Annotated in this window: 21 protein-coding genes; 19 read left to right on the top strand and 2 right to left on the bottom strand. The window is 45.8% G+C overall.

Going from position 1 to position 20,136, the window contains the following annotated elements; translation table 11 throughout:
- Positions 1-4: 4 nt before the first annotated feature.
- The 9 genes from AC23N5_RS15090 (at position 5) to coaE (ending at position 6,810) form a co-directional block, all read left to right on the top strand.
- On the top strand, positions 5-514 hold the full coding sequence (locus AC23N5_RS15090; protein ID WP_183979052.1) for a shikimate kinase: 510 nt from the start codon (positions 5-7) through the stop codon (positions 512-514).
- A complete protein-coding gene (locus AC23N5_RS15095; RefSeq protein WP_487756231.1) occupies positions 511-1,782 on the top strand; it encodes a hypothetical protein in 1,272 nt (423 codons plus the stop codon). Before AC23N5_RS15090 ends, AC23N5_RS15095 begins: the two co-directional genes overlap by 4 nt.
- A 1-nt stretch (position 1,783) precedes the next feature.
- On the top strand, positions 1,784-3,028 hold the full coding sequence (locus AC23N5_RS15100) for a hypothetical protein (protein WP_487756232.1): 1,245 nt from the start codon (positions 1,784-1,786) through the stop codon (positions 3,026-3,028).
- Between the two features lie 71 nt (positions 3,029-3,099).
- Entirely contained in the window at positions 3,100-4,269 is a 1,170-nt protein-coding gene (nusB, locus tag AC23N5_RS15105; RefSeq protein WP_183979057.1) for a transcription antitermination factor NusB, read from the top strand.
- A gap of 11 nt (positions 4,270-4,280) precedes the next feature.
- On the top strand, positions 4,281-4,583 hold the full coding sequence (locus tag AC23N5_RS15110; RefSeq protein WP_028526765.1) for a YtxH domain-containing protein: 303 nt from the start codon (positions 4,281-4,283) through the stop codon (positions 4,581-4,583).
- Between the two features lie 24 nt (positions 4,584-4,607).
- Positions 4,608-5,051, top strand: a complete 444-nt coding sequence (locus AC23N5_RS15115) for a DUF1573 domain-containing protein (protein WP_028526766.1) — start codon at positions 4,608-4,610, stop codon at positions 5,049-5,051.
- Positions 5,052-5,097: 46 nt separating this feature from the next.
- Positions 5,098-5,403, top strand: coding sequence for a preprotein translocase subunit YajC (yajC, locus tag AC23N5_RS15120; protein WP_183979058.1), 306 nt, complete (start codon positions 5,098-5,100; stop codon positions 5,401-5,403).
- 2 nt (positions 5,404-5,405) lie between these two features.
- Positions 5,406-6,176, top strand: coding sequence for a YbbR-like domain-containing protein (locus AC23N5_RS15125; RefSeq protein WP_183979059.1), 771 nt, complete (start codon positions 5,406-5,408; stop codon positions 6,174-6,176).
- A 37-nt stretch (positions 6,177-6,213) separates the two neighbouring features.
- Positions 6,214-6,810 carry a dephospho-CoA kinase gene (coaE, locus tag AC23N5_RS15130; protein ID WP_487756233.1) on the top strand — a complete coding sequence of 199 codons (597 nt, stop codon included), beginning with the start codon at positions 6,214-6,216 and terminating at the stop codon, positions 6,808-6,810.
- 14 nt (positions 6,811-6,824) lie between these two features.
- Here the strand turns inward: coaE and AC23N5_RS15135 are convergent, their stop codons facing one another.
- Positions 6,825-7,235 carry a helix-turn-helix domain-containing protein gene (locus AC23N5_RS15135; protein WP_183979061.1) on the bottom strand — a complete coding sequence of 137 codons (411 nt, stop codon included), beginning with the start codon at positions 7,233-7,235 and terminating at the stop codon, positions 6,825-6,827.
- Between the two features lie 394 nt (positions 7,236-7,629).
- On the opposite strand from AC23N5_RS15135, the gene AC23N5_RS15140 reads away from it, so the two are divergent.
- The 3 genes from AC23N5_RS15140 to AC23N5_RS15150 all read left to right on the top strand — a co-directional run bounded on the left by AC23N5_RS15140 (position 7,630) and on the right by AC23N5_RS15150 (position 11,320).
- Positions 7,630-7,866, top strand: coding sequence for a hypothetical protein (locus AC23N5_RS15140; RefSeq protein ID WP_183979062.1), 237 nt, complete (start codon positions 7,630-7,632; stop codon positions 7,864-7,866).
- 72 nt (positions 7,867-7,938) lie between these two features.
- Positions 7,939-9,108, top strand: a complete 1,170-nt coding sequence (locus AC23N5_RS15145; protein WP_487756234.1) for an HlyD family secretion protein — start codon at positions 7,939-7,941, stop codon at positions 9,106-9,108.
- Complete coding sequence (locus AC23N5_RS15150; protein ID WP_487756235.1) at positions 9,092-11,320, top strand: peptidase domain-containing ABC transporter; 2,229 nt, start codon at positions 9,092-9,094, stop codon at positions 11,318-11,320. Before AC23N5_RS15145 ends, AC23N5_RS15150 begins: the two co-directional genes overlap by 17 nt.
- Positions 11,321-11,330: 10 nt before the next feature.
- Here AC23N5_RS15150 and AC23N5_RS15155 read toward each other — a convergent pair whose 3' ends face one another.
- A complete protein-coding gene (locus AC23N5_RS15155; protein WP_487756236.1) occupies positions 11,331-12,986 on the bottom strand; it encodes a sodium/sugar symporter in 1,656 nt (551 codons plus the stop codon).
- 257 nt (positions 12,987-13,243) lie between these two features.
- Here AC23N5_RS15155 and AC23N5_RS15160 point away from each other — a divergent pair, with 257 nt between their 5' ends.
- The 7 genes from AC23N5_RS15160 to AC23N5_RS15190 all read left to right on the top strand — a co-directional run bounded on the left by AC23N5_RS15160 (position 13,244) and on the right by AC23N5_RS15190 (position 20,134).
- On the top strand, positions 13,244-13,699 hold the full coding sequence (locus tag AC23N5_RS15160; protein ID WP_183979068.1) for a DUF5004 domain-containing protein: 456 nt from the start codon (positions 13,244-13,246) through the stop codon (positions 13,697-13,699).
- Between the two features lie 3 nt (positions 13,700-13,702).
- On the top strand, positions 13,703-14,617 hold the full coding sequence (miaA, locus tag AC23N5_RS15165; RefSeq protein WP_487756237.1) for a tRNA (adenosine(37)-N6)-dimethylallyltransferase MiaA: 915 nt from the start codon (positions 13,703-13,705) through the stop codon (positions 14,615-14,617).
- Between the two features lie 45 nt (positions 14,618-14,662).
- Entirely contained in the window at positions 14,663-16,432 is a 1,770-nt protein-coding gene (locus AC23N5_RS15170) for a helix-hairpin-helix domain-containing protein (protein ID WP_487756238.1), read from the top strand.
- A gap of 242 nt (positions 16,433-16,674) precedes the next feature.
- Complete coding sequence (locus AC23N5_RS15175; protein WP_487756239.1) at positions 16,675-17,475, top strand: MbnP family protein; 801 nt, start codon at positions 16,675-16,677, stop codon at positions 17,473-17,475.
- Between the two features lie 6 nt (positions 17,476-17,481).
- Complete coding sequence (locus AC23N5_RS15180) at positions 17,482-18,561, top strand: cytochrome-c peroxidase (protein ID WP_487756240.1); 1,080 nt, start codon at positions 17,482-17,484, stop codon at positions 18,559-18,561.
- 245 nt (positions 18,562-18,806) lie between these two features.
- Positions 18,807-19,205, top strand: a complete 399-nt coding sequence (locus AC23N5_RS15185; RefSeq protein WP_487756241.1) for a hypothetical protein — start codon at positions 18,807-18,809, stop codon at positions 19,203-19,205.
- A 128-nt stretch (positions 19,206-19,333) separates the two neighbouring features.
- A complete protein-coding gene (locus tag AC23N5_RS15190) occupies positions 19,334-20,134 on the top strand; it encodes an MbnP family protein (protein ID WP_183979101.1) in 801 nt (266 codons plus the stop codon).
- Positions 20,135-20,136 lie beyond the last annotated feature (2 nt).

Consider the following 20,136-nt stretch of genomic DNA (forward strand, 5'->3'; position numbering starts at 1 on the left):
ATAAATGAAAAATATTTTTTTAATAGGCCTCCCCTCTTCGGGCAAAACGACGCTCGGCAAGCAACTTGCCCGCCATGTGCGTTATCGTTTTGTGGATACGGATGTACTCATTGTCAAGGAAGAAGGAATGCCTATTCCCGATATTTTTGCCCAAAAAGGTGAAGCCTATTTTCGAGAAGCTGAAGCCCGCATTTTGCGCGCCATTCGGCCCGACTCCAAATTAGTGATTGCAACAGGCGGTGGAATGCCCTGTTTTCATGACAACATGGACTACATCAAAGCCAACGGCCTCAGTGTATTTTTAGATGTAAGCCCCGAACAAATCGTCGAACGGATTTTACGCCACTCGACCGACGACCGTCCGTTGTACCAGAAAAACGATGGTCAGTTGCTCAACAACCTACGTGAAAAATACGAATCACGCCTTGGTTTTTATTCACAGGCCGATTTTACCCTTCATGGCGATAATATTCACATTAGACAACTCCTTGACACGATTCAGCAGTATATATGATGTCAACTCTCACGGTATTTTATGTCAAATTAGTACTCGTCGTAGTATCCTCAGTCGTTATTTGGTTAGGAGCTAAAAACGACACTTTTTGGCAAAAAATCCAACAAAAACGCCAAGAGAATCGGGCCATTCTGATTGGTCTTTTGGCTTTTCGTCTTCTTCCGTTTGTCATCATTTACATATTTCTTGACCAATCGCCGCGTGGCGATGTGCCTTTTTTTTGGGGAAAAGCCACCCAAGCTTATCAGTGGAAGCTGGTTTACCGCGATTTTATTTCGTTTCACGCGCCCGTTTTTGCCTACATCATCACCTTGCCTCTTTTCCTTTGGTATAGTTCCAAAGCCATCGTGCTGTTAATGGTACTTATCGAAGCGCTCATCATTTGGCTAACTTACCTCGCCTACCAACGCCGCTCTCAGCCCGATGCCTTGAAGTCCACCTTGCTTTATATGTTGCTTTCGGGACCGATGATTATGGTACTACTGGGCGGACAAGAAGACATTTGGATGTGGGGAGTTGCCGCCTGGATGATGTTGTCTTATTTGCGGAGTCAAAACGACGGCTTCGGGCTAGGTGTGCGCTTTTCGACGGGGCTGATTGTCATCAAAGCTACGTTTGTTTTTTGGTTTTTTCCTCTGTGGTTTTTGCTCAAAAAACGTTGGGGTTTTCTACTCGGCATGATTGCCGTAGGCGTCCCATCCTTGGCGGTTCTCTATGCCGTTATGCAGCTTGATTTTTTGATGCCCGTACAAATGGGCACCACCAACTTGCTCACTCCCAACCTATTCACCATCTCACGACCGTGGCTGACGTATCTGTTTGGAAGCCTCCCTACCCTCACCGTTTTTAGCTGGGCGGGCATGGTCATTACGCTATCGGTATCGGTATTGGCGGTATATCGTTTTAGAAACCTTGCCCTCGAATATACCCTGCCCCTCGCCTATTTGGCAACTTACTTGGCCATGAGTATTTTTCAGCCTACATCGGTGGGATATTACGCTTTTGCGTACTTACTTCCGTTGATGATGGAGCTGGTGGACTGGAAAAAACAACGCGATGTTGTCGTTTTGCTATTTTTAAACTTGTTGCTTGTGGTACAACCCTTTATTTTTACCCACATCAATAGTCCAACTTACGACGACTTAACAGTCTTTTCTCAACCACTTTTTGTCCTCGAATACACCCTTCAAGTGCTCAATGTTGCTTGTTTTGGTTGGTATTTGTGGCAAGTGTATCGTAAAAACGTATCGTCTCCCCAACTCGCCTAACATGTTTGTCATTGTCGGAAAAACCATCATTTCATTGTTGTGCGCAGGACTTGCGGGTGGGCTTATTGCGTTTCGTGCAAAAATAGAAAAGCACCTACAAAACTACGACGACCGACTTGTACTACTGCTCGCTTGGGTATTGACACGTCTGGTTCCCTTTCTCCTTATTTTTGTGGTGTTCAATCAAACCCCCTTTTCTGACCTCGATGGTTTTTTTGGGCAAGCCCGCGAAGCCGTTCAGCTAAAGCTCGTTTACCGCGATTTTTATTGCATGTATTCGCCCTTCTTTCCCTACGTCAATGCCCTTGGTTTGTGGTTTTGGCTAGACAAAAAAGCCATTATTTTGGTAATGATTCTCATGGAAGGCGGTGCACTTTGGACAACAAATCGTTTTTACGCCAATACCATTTCACCTTCCGAACGACTTTTCCGAAGCCTTTTGTACCTTTTATTGCCAGGCTCATTGGTTTTATGCGTTTTGGGAGGACAAGAAGACGTCTGGATGTGGCTCATGTTTATCGGTGCATACCTCGTTTGGCAACGCACCCAACGCGTCGAATGGTTGGGCGTTGGGCTGGTCGTTGGGTTTTTATTTACCAAAGCCGTCTTTATTTTGGTAGGGCCTGCGTTGTTATTTCTCGTTCCCAAGCCCATTCGTTGGATTTCAGCAGCGGCAGTGGCAGGGGCTGTTTCGTTGGCCGTTCTGTACCATACCACCGAGTGGCTTTGGCTCGAACAACCCATGAACGAAGCCGCCACCCTACGCGCCCCCAACTGGCTGTCGGTGGCGAATCCCCTCACTTTTGATGTGCTGGGAGCAGGAGCCAAACGCTGGAATTGGGTAGGACTTTTGCTCACCACGGGGCTTGGCACAATCCTAGCCTACCGACTCAGGCAGCAGCCGTTTCCCCGTGCTTTCTCGGCGGTCTATATTGTGATTTACGGTACGATGATGATTGCGCAACAGAGTGCCTACAGCAATTATATCTTTCTGTTCCTTTTACCCTACGTTTTTCAGTGGCTCAACTTCTCTAATCGCAAGGAAGTAGGTTTATTCCTACTTTTTAACTGCCTGTGTGTGATTCACCCTTCGCTGTGGTGGCGGCTAAAAAGCCCTTATTATCACACTATTTCGGAGGTTTTCGCACAGCCTATCTATATACTCGACTATGCCCTTCAACTAGGAATTGTACTACTTACTTTCTATTTTCTTCGCCAAGTTTGGCAGAAAGCAACAGATTTTTAAGTACCTTTGCGGCTGGAAACACAAGCAAGTTCTTTTCCTTGCTGCTTATTTGCACAAACTCTCAGGACTGAATGTTAAGTCGAAGACATCTACGCATTAAGGTTTTGCAAAGCCTCTATGCTCTTCAGGCTGCCCGCGAGGCAGACTACCAATTGGCCATAGATTTCATCACGGAGTCGTTTAAGCCTGATCTCAACTCCATGACCCCTCAAGACCCCGTCAAACTAGAGGGAATGCGAAAAATAACCACGCTCTTACTCGAAGAAAATTACCGCAAAGGCACCATCCCTGACGACGACGACACGCCCGCAACGGCTGTTGTAACGGCGCGGAATGCCCTCAAGTATTACGAGGATTTGTACAAAAAAGATAAACAACGCCTTTCTCGCCAACTTACGCCCGAAGTTGAGGCCATTTATTCGGCCTATTTACTTCTTTTACAGCTATTTGTTGAGTTAAGTTTTCTTTCACAAAGCGAGCGTGAGCGTCAATACGATGACCCAGATAGCAACCCGATTGCAAAATTGTCAGGGTTTGATACCAACCAAGTGGTAATTGCTTTGTCGGAAAGCAAAAAGCTCGAAAGCGAATTTATTCGTCACGGTATTTCGTGGGGAGAAGAGGTAACGGGTCTGATTCGTAAGATGTTCCGTGAAGTTTTTCGTCAAGACGAAACCTACCGTGCCTATTGCGCCCAAAAAACCCATACGCCCGAAGAAGACCAACAACTGGTGCTGTATGCGTTGAAAGAGGTGATTCTCAAAAACGAAGACGTCATCAATTTCTTTGAATTGAGAGACCTTTATTGGGGTGAAAACGGTGATTTGGCCCGTAAAATGACCAATAAAACCCTCAAGTCGGCGACAGAAGGTGGTGTGCAGATTGTCCCCCTAACCGACGACTGGGAAGAAGACCGCTCTTTTATGCAAGAATTGTTTGACGAAACCGTTAACCGTAATGATGAGTTTGAAGCGATTATCGCCGAACCACTCAAAAATTGGGACTTAGAACGTCTTTCGGCCATGGATTACTTGATTCTGAAAATGAGCGTGTCCGAAATGATTACCTTCCCTGGCATTCCAGTGAAAGTATCCATCAACGAGGCCATTGAGATTGCAAAAGATTATAGTACGCCAAAAAGTGGTAAATTTGTCAATGGAATTTTAGATACCCTCTCAAAAAACCTCATCAAAGAAGGTAAAATCCGTAAGAGCGGAAGAGGACTTTTAGACAACAAGTAAGTACAACTACCATGAATAATTCAACAAAAACATTAATTGCTTTCTTAGCGGGAGTAGCTACTGGAGCAACCATCGGAATCTTATACGCACCTGCTGAAGGACAAGTAACCCGCGACAAACTTTCGTTCCGTCTTTCAAAATACCGTGAGCAGCTTCAAGGACTTATTACTGACTTGCTCGAAGGCAAAGACTTACCCGAAAGTTTGGCCAAAGCAGAAGGTCAAAAAGTAGTGGCAGACACCCGCGAAAAAGCAGAACGCCTACTCGAAGATGTCGATCGTTTGATGGCACAAATCAAAGGACAAGCGTCTTAAATTTATCCCATTATTCACAAATCCATGAGACGTTCACTTTTTATTGTTTTGACGCTTTGGGGATTATGGAGCTGCGGCAGTACCCAAGACCAATCGGCCTCAAGTAGCCTCGACGATAAACTCCCGAAAATTGAATTTGCCGACGATATTAAAAACGTTGATTTTGGTACTATTGCCGAAGGACAGCAAGTAGAGCGTAAATTCAAGTTTAAAAACACAGGCGATTTTCCTTTGATTATCAACAACGTGAGTGCTTCTTGTGGTTGTACCATTCCCGAATGGCCCCGCGACCCCATCGGCCCCGACGAAGAAGGAACAATCTTGGTACGTTTTAATAGCAAAGGAAAGCAAGGTCCTCAGTTTAAAACGGTGACTATTTTTGCCAATACCAATCCTGCTACCAACGATATTCAGTTTAAAGCAGACGTAACTCCCGCCCCAACGGCGGACTCAACGGCCGCCAAGTAAGACGAAAAACTTCTTAGACTTAACTTCTAACATATCACCTACGAGAATGAACAGTATTTTTTTACAAGCCGCATCTGGCCAAACTAGCATGATTTATCAGCTTGTGATGTGGGCAGGTATCATTGGAGTATTTTATTTCTTCATGATTCGTCCGCAACAAAAAAAGCAAAAAGATCAAAAGAAATTTTTGGAAGAACTTAAAAAAGGCGACGAAGTAGTTACCATTGGTGGTTTGCACGCAACGGTTATTTCAGTATATGAAACAACCGTTACCCTTGACGTGGACGGCAAAGGCACTAAAATGAAATTCGAGAAATCTTCTATTTCGCGCAAAGCTGGAACAACTGCTTAATCGTGGCACAATTACCTGTCTCTTCAAAGCCTGCTCGTAGCCGCACCCTGATTCTTAGTCTGGTTGCGGCTACGATTATTTGGCTTTTCAACGAACTCAACAAAGACGGCTATACGCTGCGGGTTCCGTATCCTGTTAAAATTTCTTACAACGACTCGTTGTATATTCCCATTCACCCACTTCCCCAAAGTGCCAACGCCATCATTAAAGGCAGTGGCTGGACACTTCTGCGTAAATCAATCGCCTTTACCGTTCCGCCTGTTACGTACGTCATCGAAAACCCCTTAGCAACCAACTCAATCAATACCAGCGCATTAGCTGCTGCTATGAATGAGCAAGTAAAGGATGTGGACATTACACACGTAGAGCTCGACAAAAATCGAATTGATTTTGAAGAACGCGTCGTCAAAACATCTATCCTTAAAGTAGATAGCTTGGGGCTCAATCTGTTTCCCAAATTTGTCGTGTCAAGTCTCATCAACCTTCGCCCCAATAAGGTGACGTTCGAGGGACCAGCGTCGTTGGTGAACGATATTGCAGATACGTTGATTGTGAAAGTTCCTGCCCAAAAAATCAGGGGGAATTACGACGAAGAGCTTCCCATTCGCTATCCACAATCGCCCCTGCTAAAAACCAGCGCGGAGCGCGTTTTTGTCAGCTTTGAAGTTGCCGAATTTTTGGGAACGCCTCCTCCCGCACCCCAACCCAAAGAGCAAGAACCCGTCAAAAAGGCCACAACAAAAAAAGCCAACAAAGGGAAGAAAAAGAAATAATTGCAAAATTGTCGTCATTTGTACTTCGGCATTCATCATGGCTTTACAAATCGGAATAACAGGAGGAATAGGTTCGGGAAAAAGTATGGTATGCCGTATTTTTGAAGCACTTGGTGCGCCTTTTTACTCGGCCGATGAACGTGCCAAGTGGCTCCTCAATAACGACGAAAAGCTCAAAAAAACGGTAGAAGCGCTGTTGGGGAAAGACGCCTACCTAGCCGACGGAAGTTACAACCGCAGGTGGGTAGCGCAAGAAGTTTTTTCAAAACCCGCCCTGCTTCAGCAACTCAATGCCATTGTGCATCCAAGGGTAGGAGAAGATACCGAGGCTTGGGTAAAAAAGCATAAAAAAGCACCCTATTTGGTCAAAGAAGCAGCCATTATGGCTCGCGCAGGCCAACGCAATTCACTCGACAAAATCATCGTTGTTGAAGCCCCTGTTGCGCTTCGCATCGCTCGGGTTTTGCAGCGAGACACCCAACGTTCCGAAGCCGAAATCAGGGATATTATTGCTCGACAACTACCTGATGATGAGCGACTTCAACTAGCTGATTTTGTAATCAAAAACGATGAAAGTCAACTTCTGACTCCGCAAGTGTGGGAACTCCACCAGCTATTTTGCAAAAAGCGCTAAAGGACCCATTTTTTTCAACAATTTTTGTCTCGAACTAAGCTTCTCAAAAACAAGATTTCGTCTTGCATTGATTGAATCTTACGTTCGTACAGTTCGCGCTCACGATCCGATATTCCCAATTGCACCATCACATTACTTACTTCTTTGGCAGTAGTAGATGCCGTCTCTTTATTGGCGATAAACGAACTCCCGTCGAAGGTCAATAATTGCATAACGTCAATTTCCAGAATCTCAGCAATACGAGTGAGGTTCGAAAACGATACATCGACTTCGCCTCGTTCCAGTTTGCTGTAAGCCGTCTGTGATTTACCTAATTGAGAGGCCATGAATTCCTGTGTAAAATCACGCAATTCGCGAACTTTACGAATTTTTGTACCCACAAGTTTCATGTGAGGTACCGTTGGATGGTTTTTTAACGATATCATTTTTGGATTAGGATAGAGTTTTCCTTGGTTATATACGGTTGTGTCAATTAAAAAGATTTACATGCTTAAAAAAAATTTTGGTACGTAAAAAAGTTTTCATTGGTATATAATCTATCTAATTGAACATTATTTAGCATTCTTTATTTTCTTGGTATAATACAACAAATACCTCCAACATTTTTCTATATTTTCTACAAATAACCCAAAAGAATGGTATGCGCTTATTGGGCGTATTCGTAAAATAGTCGCCAAACGACTAAAGTAAAACCTGCGAAATTTGAATTGATACCCAAGGGCAACCATATTTGCCTTACCAATCTTCCTCTGAATATCGGCCGAATTCGCAAGGGCGTTGGTGTTTAAATCAAATAACAACCCATAAATTCAATTCAAAATGAAAACGTTAGACTTAAACTCGTACGGCGTATCCGAAATGAACAATTTCGAAATGGTAAACACCGACGGACAAACTTGCATCCCTGTTCCTACATGCGTAAACCCTGGCGCAACAGTTGGTGTGGCCATTGGCGTAGCAGTAGGTGTTACAGCTACTGTAACTGGCATCGTTGGTGGTGTAAAAGGCTCTCTTCTTGGCAAAGTGGGCAATCTCCTCGGTGGTTGCGGCTGCTAATATTTAACTTCTAAGCGAATTCCTCTTTGACTTACCCTTGGTTTGCTGAAGAGGAATTCCTCTTTTATACCCATGGCCCAGCTCCTACCCGATAGCTTTATTGACAACACAACGCACTTGTATTTACCAAAAGTAAAAGCAAGGTCGATGCTGCTGTATGCCCTTGTACTTGGCGCAGTTATAGTCCTCGGTGTTGCCGCGTTTTTTATTAAAATCGACGTTTCGTTTACATCCAGCGGTACCATTCGGTCGGTAGCCGAAAAGACGGAAGTGCGCTCGCTCGTCAGTGGTCGCGTATTGACAGCCCATGTTCGAGAAAATCAATTGGTGAAAGTCGGTGATATTCTGCTGACCCTTGCCCCCGACGCCCTTGAAGAAAAACTACGACTCAGCCATTTTCAACAATCTGAGCAACAACAACTTATCAATGACTTAATCTTCCTCACCAGTCCAAAGTACGACCTAACAGATGCCTTGGGCAATCGGATGTTTAAAACATCGCTGTATGCCCAGCAGTACAATCAGCTCCAAGCCCAATTGAAGGAAAACGAAGTGCGGCGCAACAAAGTAGAAAAAGAACTCAAAGCAGATAAATATTTACACAGCGAAAAAGTGCTTGCCACCCGCGATTTAGATGCAAAACAGGCTGAATATGACCAACTTTACGAAGAATACCGTCTTTTGATTGAACGCCAAGTAAGCCAATGGGAAGCCGAGCTGAACACCGCCAAACTACTATCGGCCCAACTTAAATCCGAAGAAGGTCAGCTGGCCAAAGAGCGCCAGTTATATACCATTAAAGCGGCGGTGGCAGGCACTGTTCAACAATGGGCGGGCAAGTACGAAGGTAGCGTCGTTCAGTCGGGCGAAACGTTGGGCATCATCTCTCCCGACTCAAGCCTGCTGGTCGAATGTTACGTCAAACCATCTGACATGGGACTTTTAAAGCTCAAGCAGACTGTGCTTCTTCAGTTGGACGCCCTTAACTACCGCGAATGGGGTCTTGCCCGTGGTAGCGTGATTGACATTGCACGTGATTTTACTTTGATCAACAACCAACCCGTTTTCAAAGTAAAATGCCGTCTCGATACTCCCTCCTTAAAATTACAAAATGGCTACGAAGCTCGCCTCCAAAAGGGAATGACGCTCCAAGCCCGCTTTGTGATTGTACAACGTACACTCGCGCAATTGGTATTTGATAAAATGGAAGATTGGCTAAATCCGAATGCGAAAAGGGATTGAAATAAAACAGCACGATACCACCGACTGCGGCGCGGCTTGCCTTGCCTCAGCGGCAGCGTATTATAAATTACGAATGCCGATTGCGCGCATCCGTCAGTTTGCCCATACCGATACCCGTGGCACCAACGTCGTGGGTATGATTGAAGCCGCTAACCGCCTTGGTTTTCAGGCCAAAGGAGTCAAAGGTACGCCCGAAAGCCTCTCCAAAATCCCCAAACCGTCGATTGCCCACGTGAGCGTTCCGTTAGTTTCTGACAGCGACGCTGGTCGTGAGGAAGCACGGGGATTACACTACGTAGTCATCTACGAAGTGACCGACAAAAAAGTCACCTACATGGACCCTGCGGTGGGAAAAATGGTCAAAAAACCGCTGAACGAATTTGTGTCGATGTGGACGGGCGTATTGGTACTTTTGTTGCCCAACGAACAGTTTCAACAAGGCAACGAATCAGTAACCATCACGACCCGCTTTTGGCAACTGATTCGTCCGCACCAAACTGTGATGATTGAAGCGCTTTTTGGCGCCATTATTTATACCATTTTAGGGTTAGGCACGTCGATTTACGTCCAAAAAATCGTGGATAACGTGCTCGTTGAAGGCAATCGCAACTTGCTCAACTTGATGAGCATCGGAATGCTTTTACTTATGGTACTCCAACTTTTTATTGGTTCTACCAAAACAATTTTTGCCCTAAAAACAGGCCAACAGATTGATGCCCAGTTGATTTTAGGCTATTACAAACACCTGCTAAAACTTCCTCAAACGTTTTTTGATACAATGCGGGTGGGCGAAATCATTTCACGCGTTAATGATGCCGTCAAAATCAGGGCCTTTATCAATGATGTTGCCCTCAATCTGATTGTCGATATTTTCATCGTCTTTTTTTCCTTTGGGTTAATGTTTACTTACGACGCCAAATTGGCATTGATGATGGCGGGTATCATTCCATTGTACGCTCTTACGTATTGGATTGCCAACCGAATCAACCGAACTACCCAGCGAAAACTCATGGAAAACAGTGCCGATTTGGAAGCACAGCTTGTCGAATCGCTCAACAACGTGGCCACCATCAAGCGTTTTGGGCTGGAAGAATACGCCAATCTAAAGACCGAAAACCGATTTGTGACGTTGCTCCGCTCGGTATATCATACTTCTACCCGCACGCTCTACCTTGGCAATGCGGCGGCGTTGATTACCAACATTTTTACCATTTTGCTCTTGTGGGTCGGGTCGGGGCTTGTGCTCGACCGCCAACTTACGCCTGGAGAACTACTCTCATTTTATGCCCTCGTTGGTTATTTTACGGGTCCCGCCGCTGGGCTTATTGGGATGAACAAAACGCTCCAAGAAGCCCTCATCGCCGCCGACCGACTGTTTGAAATCATGGATTTGGAACGAGAAACCACCGAAAACAAAGTTCCGTTGACGATTGACATGCTCGGCGACATTCGTTTTAAAGAAGTGACTTTTCGGTATGGTTCGAGAACAACGATTTTTGAGAAATTAAACCTGCTTATTCCCAAAGGAAAAATTACGGCCGTCGTGGGTGAAAGTGGCAGTGGCAAATCGACGCTGTTGTCGCTTCTACAAAACTTGTATCCACTGCAAGCTGGAAATATTTACATTGGGAATTATGACATCAAGCACCTCGACAACAACAGTTTGCGCCAAATGGTAAGCGTCGTGCCCCAACAAATTGATTTGTTTGCAGGTACAGTTGTCGAAAATATTGCCGTAGGCGAATTTGAGCCCGACATGAAAAAGCTCATTTTTTACTGTAATCTCTTAGGAATCACTGATTTTATTGAGCGGCTTCCCAATGGTTTTCAGACGACATTGGGCGAACGCGGGGCCAATTTGTCGGGTGGGCAGCGGCAACGGTTGGCCATCGCCCGTGCGCTATACCGAAACCCGCATATCCTGATTTTGGACGAAGCGACCTCTGCCTTGGATTCGGTTTCAGAACAGTATGTTCAGCGTACCATTCAGCTCTTGCGTCAAGAAGGAATCACGGTTATTTTGATTGCTCACCGCATGAGCACCATCAAAAATGCCGATAAAATTGTGGTATTATACGAAGGGACGTTGGTAGAAGAAGGCACCCATCAAACGCTATTGCAAAGCCCAGTCGGCACTTATCGTCGCCTGTGGGAACAGCAAAACGGTGCTGTAATGGCCACTCACCTCAACGGCGTTGGCCATTACAGCTAACCAAAAAGACCTACCAGAAAATCCAGTAAATCAAGCTAAAAGTTACAATAACAGCGATGGCTCCCAAGCGGAAAGATGGCGTTACGCGGAACCATTCCGAACGTACCTCAAACGCATTTTCTTGGTTTTGACCCTTCGATTGGGCAAGGCTAATCGCTACGTGAACCGCCGAGCAAATCCAGAACACAACTCCCATACGATTGAGGAACGGGAAGGATGGATAAAGATTTTCGATAACGGCCGACAACGCAATACTCAACACCGCTGCGGCTAAAGCACCATTGGCTGTGGCTTTTTTCCAGAAAAATCCGAGCAAGAAAATACTCAAAATACCTGGTGAAATATAGCCCGTATAAACCTGAATGTATTCAAAAGCCTGACCGAAATTAGCCAACAACGGACTGACAATCAAGGCAATGATAAAGGCAATCACAATTGCCACTCGCCCCGTCCACACGGTTTGTTTTTCAGTTAAGTTTTTGTTGAAAAACTTCTGGTGAATGTCTAACACATAAATGGTTGAAATACTGTTTGCTTTCCCCGCCAAACTTGCCACAATCGCCGCCGTCAAAGCTGCAAAAGCGAGTCCTTTCAAGCCTACTGGCAATAAATTGAGCAACACAGGGTACGCATTATCGGGCTTAACGATACCGTTTTGCGTAATTCCGTTTACAATCGACGTATCGGCATTTTCTTGGAATAATACATACGCTGCAAGTCCTGGCAATACCACGATGAAAGGCATCATCATTTTCAAAAAAGCCGCAAACAACACGCCGCTACGTGCCGTATTGAGGTCGGCCCCGAGGGCGCGCTGCGTCATGTATTGGTTACAGCCAAAATAATTAAGGTTGTTTACCCATTGACCACCAATGATAAACATCATAATACCTGGAAGCTGGTTGTAGGCATCGATAAACCCACCACGCCCGTCGTGAACTTGGTATTGGCCTGGGGTAAAAATCATGTGCAAGTGGCTATCTGCTTTTTCACGAATGAGGCCAAGCCCTTCCATAATGCCCGCGCCCGTTCCCACCTTGACAGAAAGCAAATCTAACGCCAAGTAGGTCGTAGCCAATCCACCAAAAATTAAACAAACGACCTGAATCACGTCGGTGTAGCCAATCACTTTCATCCCTCCCAAGGTGATAATCACCGCGAAAGTGGTCAAGAAAATTGCGCAAGGCATGAATGAAAAGCCCGTCATTTTTTCCAAGCTCAATGCCCCCAAATAAATAATAGACGTGAGGTTCACAAAAATGTAGAGGAACAACCAAAATACCGCCATAATGGTAGCCAAGCGCTCATTGTAGCGCTTCGACAAAAACTGCGGCATGGTGTAAATTTTGTTGTTGAGATACATTGGCAAGAAATAAACCGCTACAATAATGAGCGCTACTCCCCCCAATAACTCATAGACAGAAATGGCAATCCCAAGCTGGAAAGCCTGTCCGCTCATTCCGATAAACTGCTCCGCCGAAATGTTGGAAGCAATAATTGAAGCCCCAATCGCCCACCACGTAAGCGAACCTTCCGCCAAGAAAAAGTCCTTGGAATCAGCGGTTTGCTTGCCTTTGTGTTTATATACCCAATAGCCGTAGCTGGATACAATGACGAAATAAATGAGGAAAATTACGTAGTCAAGGGTTTCTAGTCCTAGCGTCATAAAAAGTCAGATTGTAAGAACGGGTTCTTGATAAATGATAGGTTTACTTTTTGATTTATGTCAAAAAGACACAATTCGTTTTTTCGTACTCATTTTTCTTAAAATCATTTCAATCAGCTTTTATACTATTGTGCTTTCACACATTTCTCGGCAAACTTCGGCAATATTTTTGCATGACAAAATCCATAAACCGACCTGTGTCTTATTATTCCCAAAAATAAAAGCATTAACTTTGACCATTCTTAACTTTTTTGGCTATGAAACTTGTTCGTTTGTGGATATTTTTAGCGATGACCGTGTTGGGACTCAGTCAATGCAACGTTACTAGCACTGGCGGCGGTGATCCAACTCCCGACCCTAACATTACCAAAACGGAGCTTTTGGCAGGCAAATCCTCAAAAGCCTGGGTGTTGACAGTTTCTAAAATCAACGGAAATGATGTCTTCAATCAGACTGTTGCCTGTGTGCGTGACAACAACATGGTGTTTCGTACCGACAAAAACTATGAGTGGAACGAAGGCGCAACCAAGTGCCGTACGCAAGACGACCAAGTCTTTGAAAAAGGAACGTGGGCGTTTAACACCGCCGAAACTGAGCTTGTGCTAAACAACGAGACGAACTATAAAATCGTCAAACTCACCGAAAATACCCTCCAAGTTTCCTATACAAACGTGTTTGGAGAAACGTTGGAAATGACCTTTAAGCCTAATTAATTCTTGCAAAAACTTCTTATCGTCATTGCTGGCCCCACGGCAGTGGGAAAGACTGACTTATGCGTTCGACTAGCCCAAACGCTCGAAACAGAAGTCATTTCGGCAGATTCTCGGCAATTTTACCGCGAACTTTCCATTGGTACTGCCAAACCTTCACTAGAAGAATTGAAGGGTGTTCCGCATCATTTTATCGACTCTCACTCCATTGAAACCTTGTACAGCGCGGGTTCGTTTGAACGCGATGCGCTGGCACTTTTGGAACAATTGTTTCAAACAAAAGACGTGGTGCTCCTCACGGGCGGGTCGGGTTTGTACATCAAAGCAGTGTGTGAAGGACTGGATAATTTGCCAGAAACGCCTCCCGAACTGCGCACCCAACTCATGTCCCGCCTCGAAACCGAAGGCTTGGCTGTGCTACAAGCGGAACTCCAACAACTTGACCCCGTTTACTGCGCTACCAACGACCTTCAAAATACCCAACGGGTGATTCGGGCACTGGAAGTGTGTTTGCTGACGAGGAAACCTTATTCATCGTTTCGGGAAAAACAGGTGGCTCAGCGCCCTTTCCGAATCATCCAGATTGCCTTAGAACGCGACCGCGACGAATTGTACCAACGCATCGACGCCCGCATGGACCAAATGCTCGCCGCTGGCTTGGTCGAAGAAGCCCGCTCAGTCATCGCTTTTCGTGAGCACAATGCCCTGCAAACCGTTGGCTATAAAGAGATTTACGATTATTTTGACGAAGCCTACGACTACGCCGAAATGGTGCGATTGCTCAAACGCAATACCCGACGCTACGCCAAACGCCAACTGACGTGGTTTAAGCACCAAGGCGATTTTCGGTGGTTTCATGCCTCCGATTTTGAAGGCATTTTGTCGTATATTAGCGAGCAGCGAAATGCAGATAACGGTTAACAGATAACAATTACACGGATAACAAATCAAAGAACAAACCCTGCCATGTCAAACGAAGAAATTGTTGAAGTACTTGAACTTACCGTCAAATTAATGGAACTTCACAATGCCGATGCGTTCAAAACGCGGGCATTTGGTTCTGCCGCCTTTAACCTCGACCGCTTCAAAGACGCCGAGCTTGCCAGTCTTTCGGCCGATGAACTCACAAAAATTCAGGGAGTTAGTAAAAACATGGCGGGGAAACTCGTGCAGCTTATTGACACGGGTCACTTGGCCGAACTCGACGAATTGTTGGCCCAAACTCCCGTCGGCGTCTTGGAAATGTTCAAAATCAAAGGCATTGGCCCCAAGAAAATTGGTACCATTTGGCGCGATTTGGGCATCGAAACCCTCGAAGGCTTGCAAGCAGCTTGCGAAAGTGGTCAAATTGCCAAATTGAAAGGCTTCGGCGAAGGGACGCAACAAAAGATTTTGGACTCGATGGCCTTCTTACGGAGTCAAGCGGGGAAACTTCGCATGGACAAAGGAGAAGCTCTTGCCAACCTTATTTTGGAAGAATTGCAGCCTCATTTTGCCCAAGTGGCCATTACGGGTGAAGTAGCTCGTAAGTGCGAAATTGTGGAAACGATTCAGCTAGTAGTAGGTACCGAATCGCCCGTAGCTGCGGCCCAAATCATTGGTTCGGTGGGTTGGTTGGTACAAAATCCCAAAGAATCGTCGCCGTTTGTGTGGCGTGGCAAAATCCAAGACCGCAGCCAAGCCACTGACCTTCCGCCCCAAGGCGAAGAAATTGAGGTAAAAAAGACGCTAGAAGTAAACGTTGAAATTCAATTTGTTCAGCCCGAACGCTTTGAGAACGAGCGTTTTATTTCGGACAGCGCCCACGCCCACCTTTTTGCCAAAACCCCGTCGGGGCATACATTATTATCGTTGGCCAACACCGCCCAAGCGTTTGTGTCGGCCGAAGAAATTTACCAAAGTGCAGGACTTCCGTACATCGTTCCCGAAATGCGCGAAGGCTTGGGAGAATTTGACTGGCGCAGCACCCACGCCAACGAAGACTTGGTAGAATGGCCGCACTTGCGCGGAATTTTGCACAACCACAGCACTTATTCCGACGGAAAACACAGCCTCGAACAAATGGCGCGTTTTTGTCAAGAACTTGGTTTTGAATACCTTGGTATTGCCGACCACTCCCAAACCGCCACCTATGCCCAAGGACTCAACGAAGAACGCGTAGAACAACAACACGCCGAAATCGACCGCCTCAACCAAACTTTTGCCCAAGAATTTTCGACTCCTTTTAAAATCTTGAAAGGCATCGAATCCGATATTTTGGGCGATGGCTCGCTCGACTACCCCGAAAGTATTTTGAAAACGTTCGATTTTGTGGTAGCGTCCGTTCACAGCAATCTCAACATGAACCTCGAAAAAGCCACAACGCGCCTACTTCGAGCCATCGAAAACCCTTATACAACCATTTTGGGACACCCAACAGGGCGTTTGCTGTTGGCACGGGCAGGCTATCCCATTGACTACAAATTGATTATCGACGCTTGCGCCCAAAACGGAGTCGTTATCGAAATCAATGCCAGTCCGTGGCGGTTGGATTTGGATTGGCGCTGGATTCGGTACTGCATGGAAAAAGGTGTGATGCTTTCTATCAACCCCGATGCCCACGAAAAAAATGGCTATTACGACATGCACTACGGCGTGGCCGTGGGACGAAAAGGTGGTTTGACCAAAGACATGACCTTCAATGCCTTGTCATTGACCGACCTTGAAGCCCATTTAGCCAAACGTAAGAGCCGCTAAGTACTTTACTTTGATACTTTTAAAACACATAGAGCACAATTAGAATAAACACATAGTAAACAAAGAAAGCCACAACATCGACCTTTAGATTTGTTTTCTATGTGAAAATTCTATGTGGCCTATGTGTTTAAAAATGGATACGTAACACCTTCCCCACAACAATTTTATTTTTCTCGCATCATTTTCGCCCGATAACGCGTTACTACTAAAAGAAAACTATCTTTACGTAAACTCCTGGCACAATGAAAAAGCTATTCTTCGGGCTTTTGATTTTCGCAACTGCGCTACAGTCTTGCAAAACCGACCCAGACCCCAATGAAAAAAATACGCTTACCCTGTCTTTTACCAATAAAGTAGGCACGCAAGACGTGGTGTTGGGCAAAGAGTCGTACCAAAATGCCATGGGCGAAACGTTCGGCGTAACTACCTACAATTATTTTATCAGCAACATTTCGCTCAAAAAATCGGACGGAACGCTCTATACTGTTCCGCAAGATTCGAGTTATTTTCTTATCAAAGAGTCTAATCCTGCCTCCAAAAAAGTAACCCTGCGAGGCATTCCAGCGGGCGACTATACCGAACTTCGCTTTATGATTGGGGTCGATAGCCTTCGCAACACCATGGACATCAGCCGCCGCACGGGCGTACTCGACCCAGGTGATGCTACCCACGACGGCGACGGGATGTATTGGTCCTGGAACTCAGGTTATATTTTCCTCAAAATGGAAGGAACTTCACCTCAAGTGACTGCCGATGCCGCAGGAAACCGCAAATACCGCTACCACATTGGGGGATTTGGGGGCTATAATGCCAAAACATTTAACAACCTCCGTACCGTAACGCTGCCGTTGGGAAGCGTAGCCGCTACCGTTGGGCCCAACCAACAGCCAGTGATTGAGGTAGTGAGCGATATTTCTAAAATTTTTAATGGTACGCAAAAAGTAAGCCTCGCCCAGTACCCCACGGTGATGTTTGCCGATTATTCCAGTACAGTTGCCAACAACTACGCCAGCATGTTTAGCATTGGCAGTGTAAAAGATTAACCACGCATGAACAAGTCGTTTCTCGTTGTCGTTGCTATGGCTTTGTTTGGATGGGCGGCGTGTCGGCAATCGTCGTCACCCACTCCCGACCCCACTACGCCCACGACCGAGACGCTGGAACTGACTCAGCCTAGCTACTTCCCGCCACTGGTGTATGACCTCAAGTCTAACCCGCTTACTTATGACGGGTTTCAACTAGGGCGCTCATTATTTTACGATGGACTTTTATCAAGAAATGGCACCATTGCCTGTGGCACTTGTCACCAACAAGCCGTGGCTTTTACCCACCACGGGCACGATTTGAGCCACGGGATTGACGACAAAATTGGCATGAGAAACGCCCCGCCCATTCAAAACATGGCGTGGGCTAAAGAGTTTTTCTGGGACGGAGGCGTCCATCAATTGGATTTGTTTCCAATTGCGCCCATTGAAAACCCCGTTGAAATGGACGAAAAGCTACCGAATGTCCTCCAAAAACTCCGCGATAGTAAAAATCCCAATTACCCCGAACTGTTCAAAAAAGCCTTTGGCAGCACCGAAATTACCACCGAGCGGTTTACCAAAGCCTTGTCGCAGTTTATGGTCTTTTTGGTGTCCAACAATTCCCGTTACGACCTTTACCTGCGCGGTACAACCAACGCCCTCACGGCGACCGAAAAAGAAGGATTGGCCTTGTTTAAACAAAAATGTGCGACTTGCCACGCGGGTGAATTGTTTACCGACCAATCGTTTCGTAACAATGGCCTCGACAACAGCCGCACCAGCGACCAAGGGCGTTTTCGCATCACTCAAAACCCCGACGACCTCTACAAATTTAAGGTTCCTAGCTTGCGCAACGTCGGCTATACATCTCCTTACATGCACGACGGGCGCTTTAGTACTCTCGAACAAGTACTAAACCACTACACCACCAACGTCCAAAAAACCGCTACCTTAGACCCAACGCTGCAAGCCAACGGCCAACTCGGCATTGCGATGACCGACGACGAAAAGGCCAAAATCATTGCCTTCTTAAAAACCCTCTCCGACGAACAATTTGTAAAAGACTACCGCTTTGCCGACCCAGGTTTTGGAAAGGCTTTTTAGCTATAATCAGCTATATGTAGGTATTTTGTACACGATTTAGCTGATTATAGAGTTATACTGAGCTAAATCCTATTAATTTTACCTACTTATAGCTCCGTATAACTACTATGAAAACACTTACGCCTTGGGCTTAGTACAACACCTACTTGGACTTGATGATTTGTTCAAATTAAAATTTGTGTGACATTTATCATACAATGTTGGAGGATGTGGGCGTATCTTTGTGACGTTTTCAACATCAATCCATGAACGGTAAGAGGATAATCGCCTACTTTTTATTCGCTCTCCTCAGCATCAAAATGCTGTTGGTGCCGTTTGTGTATCTTGATTTTGAGCTGCGTAAAGAGTTCATTATCAAAAACCTCTGCGAAAATCGCTTCAAACCTGAGCTGCATTGCGACGGGAAATGTTACCTCGCCAAGCAGCTCACCAAAGTAGCCGAAGGCCACGCCCGCGAAGAAGCCCAAAAACAACAAGATGCCTTCAAAAAAATCACCCAAGAGGTGTTTGATGAGCTTACGTTTGTGTTTTTACCCGTTCAGATGACAAATGCTGAACGGGTGTTTTATATGCACTACCTACCTCCTACCCCTACTGAATTCGTCACCTCGCTGCTGCGCCCACCCGCATTTGTTTTGTCATAATTTCTGAACCAATGGCACTTGTCCATTGTGGCCGTCCGTGCTAAACTAGCCACTTGGTTAGTCCTAGAGATTGTACGCGCCATTTTCACTATCGTTCAATATTTCGCAAAACAAATCATTCATTTCCAATGAAAAAGTCTTTCTTATTTTCAGCGCTTATGGCGTTGACAGTGTCTTTTATTTTTGTTTCATGTACCAAAGAAGAAGAAATCGGGCCTAATGATAAAAATTCCCTCAGCATCGAGTTTGACAACTACGTAGGAGGTGAAAAACTGGTGTTAGGCAGCAAAAGCTATAAAAATTCGTTGGGTGAAGACTTTACCGTATCAACCCTCAACTATTTTGTCAGCAACTTTTCGCTCAAAAAAGCCGACGGAACTGAAGTTAAATTCCCCAATCAATACTTTTTGATTCGCCAAGCCGATACCAAAACCTTGACAGTGACTTTGCCCGACGTGCCTGCGGGAGACTATACCTCAATGAGCTACATGATTGGGGTTGACAGCTTAAAAAGCATTTCGGACGTGGCGCAACGCACGGGCGTGCTTGACCCTGCTTCTTACGGCACCGACAACATGTACTGGTCGTGGAACTCTGGTTATATTTTCTTCAAAATGGAAGGAATTTCTTCGGCGGCTACGACAGCTACGAAGTTGTTTCAATTCCACATCGGAGGCTTTGGCGGACGCACGTCGGTGACGGCCAACAACCTCCGCACCGTAACGACTTCGTTTGGCACAACCACTGCGCAGGTTCGCAAAAACATTGCACCCACGGTTCACGTGGTGACGGACGTGCTGCAAACGTTCAGCCAAGGAACGAGTATTGCCAAAACAAGCGTGATGATGAACCCTGCGGCGTCTAAACCTTTTGCCGACGGGTACGCTAAAATGTTCAAGGTAGAGCACATTCACAACGACAAAATGTAATC

This window comes from Runella sp. R5_40, assembly GCF_057652295.1.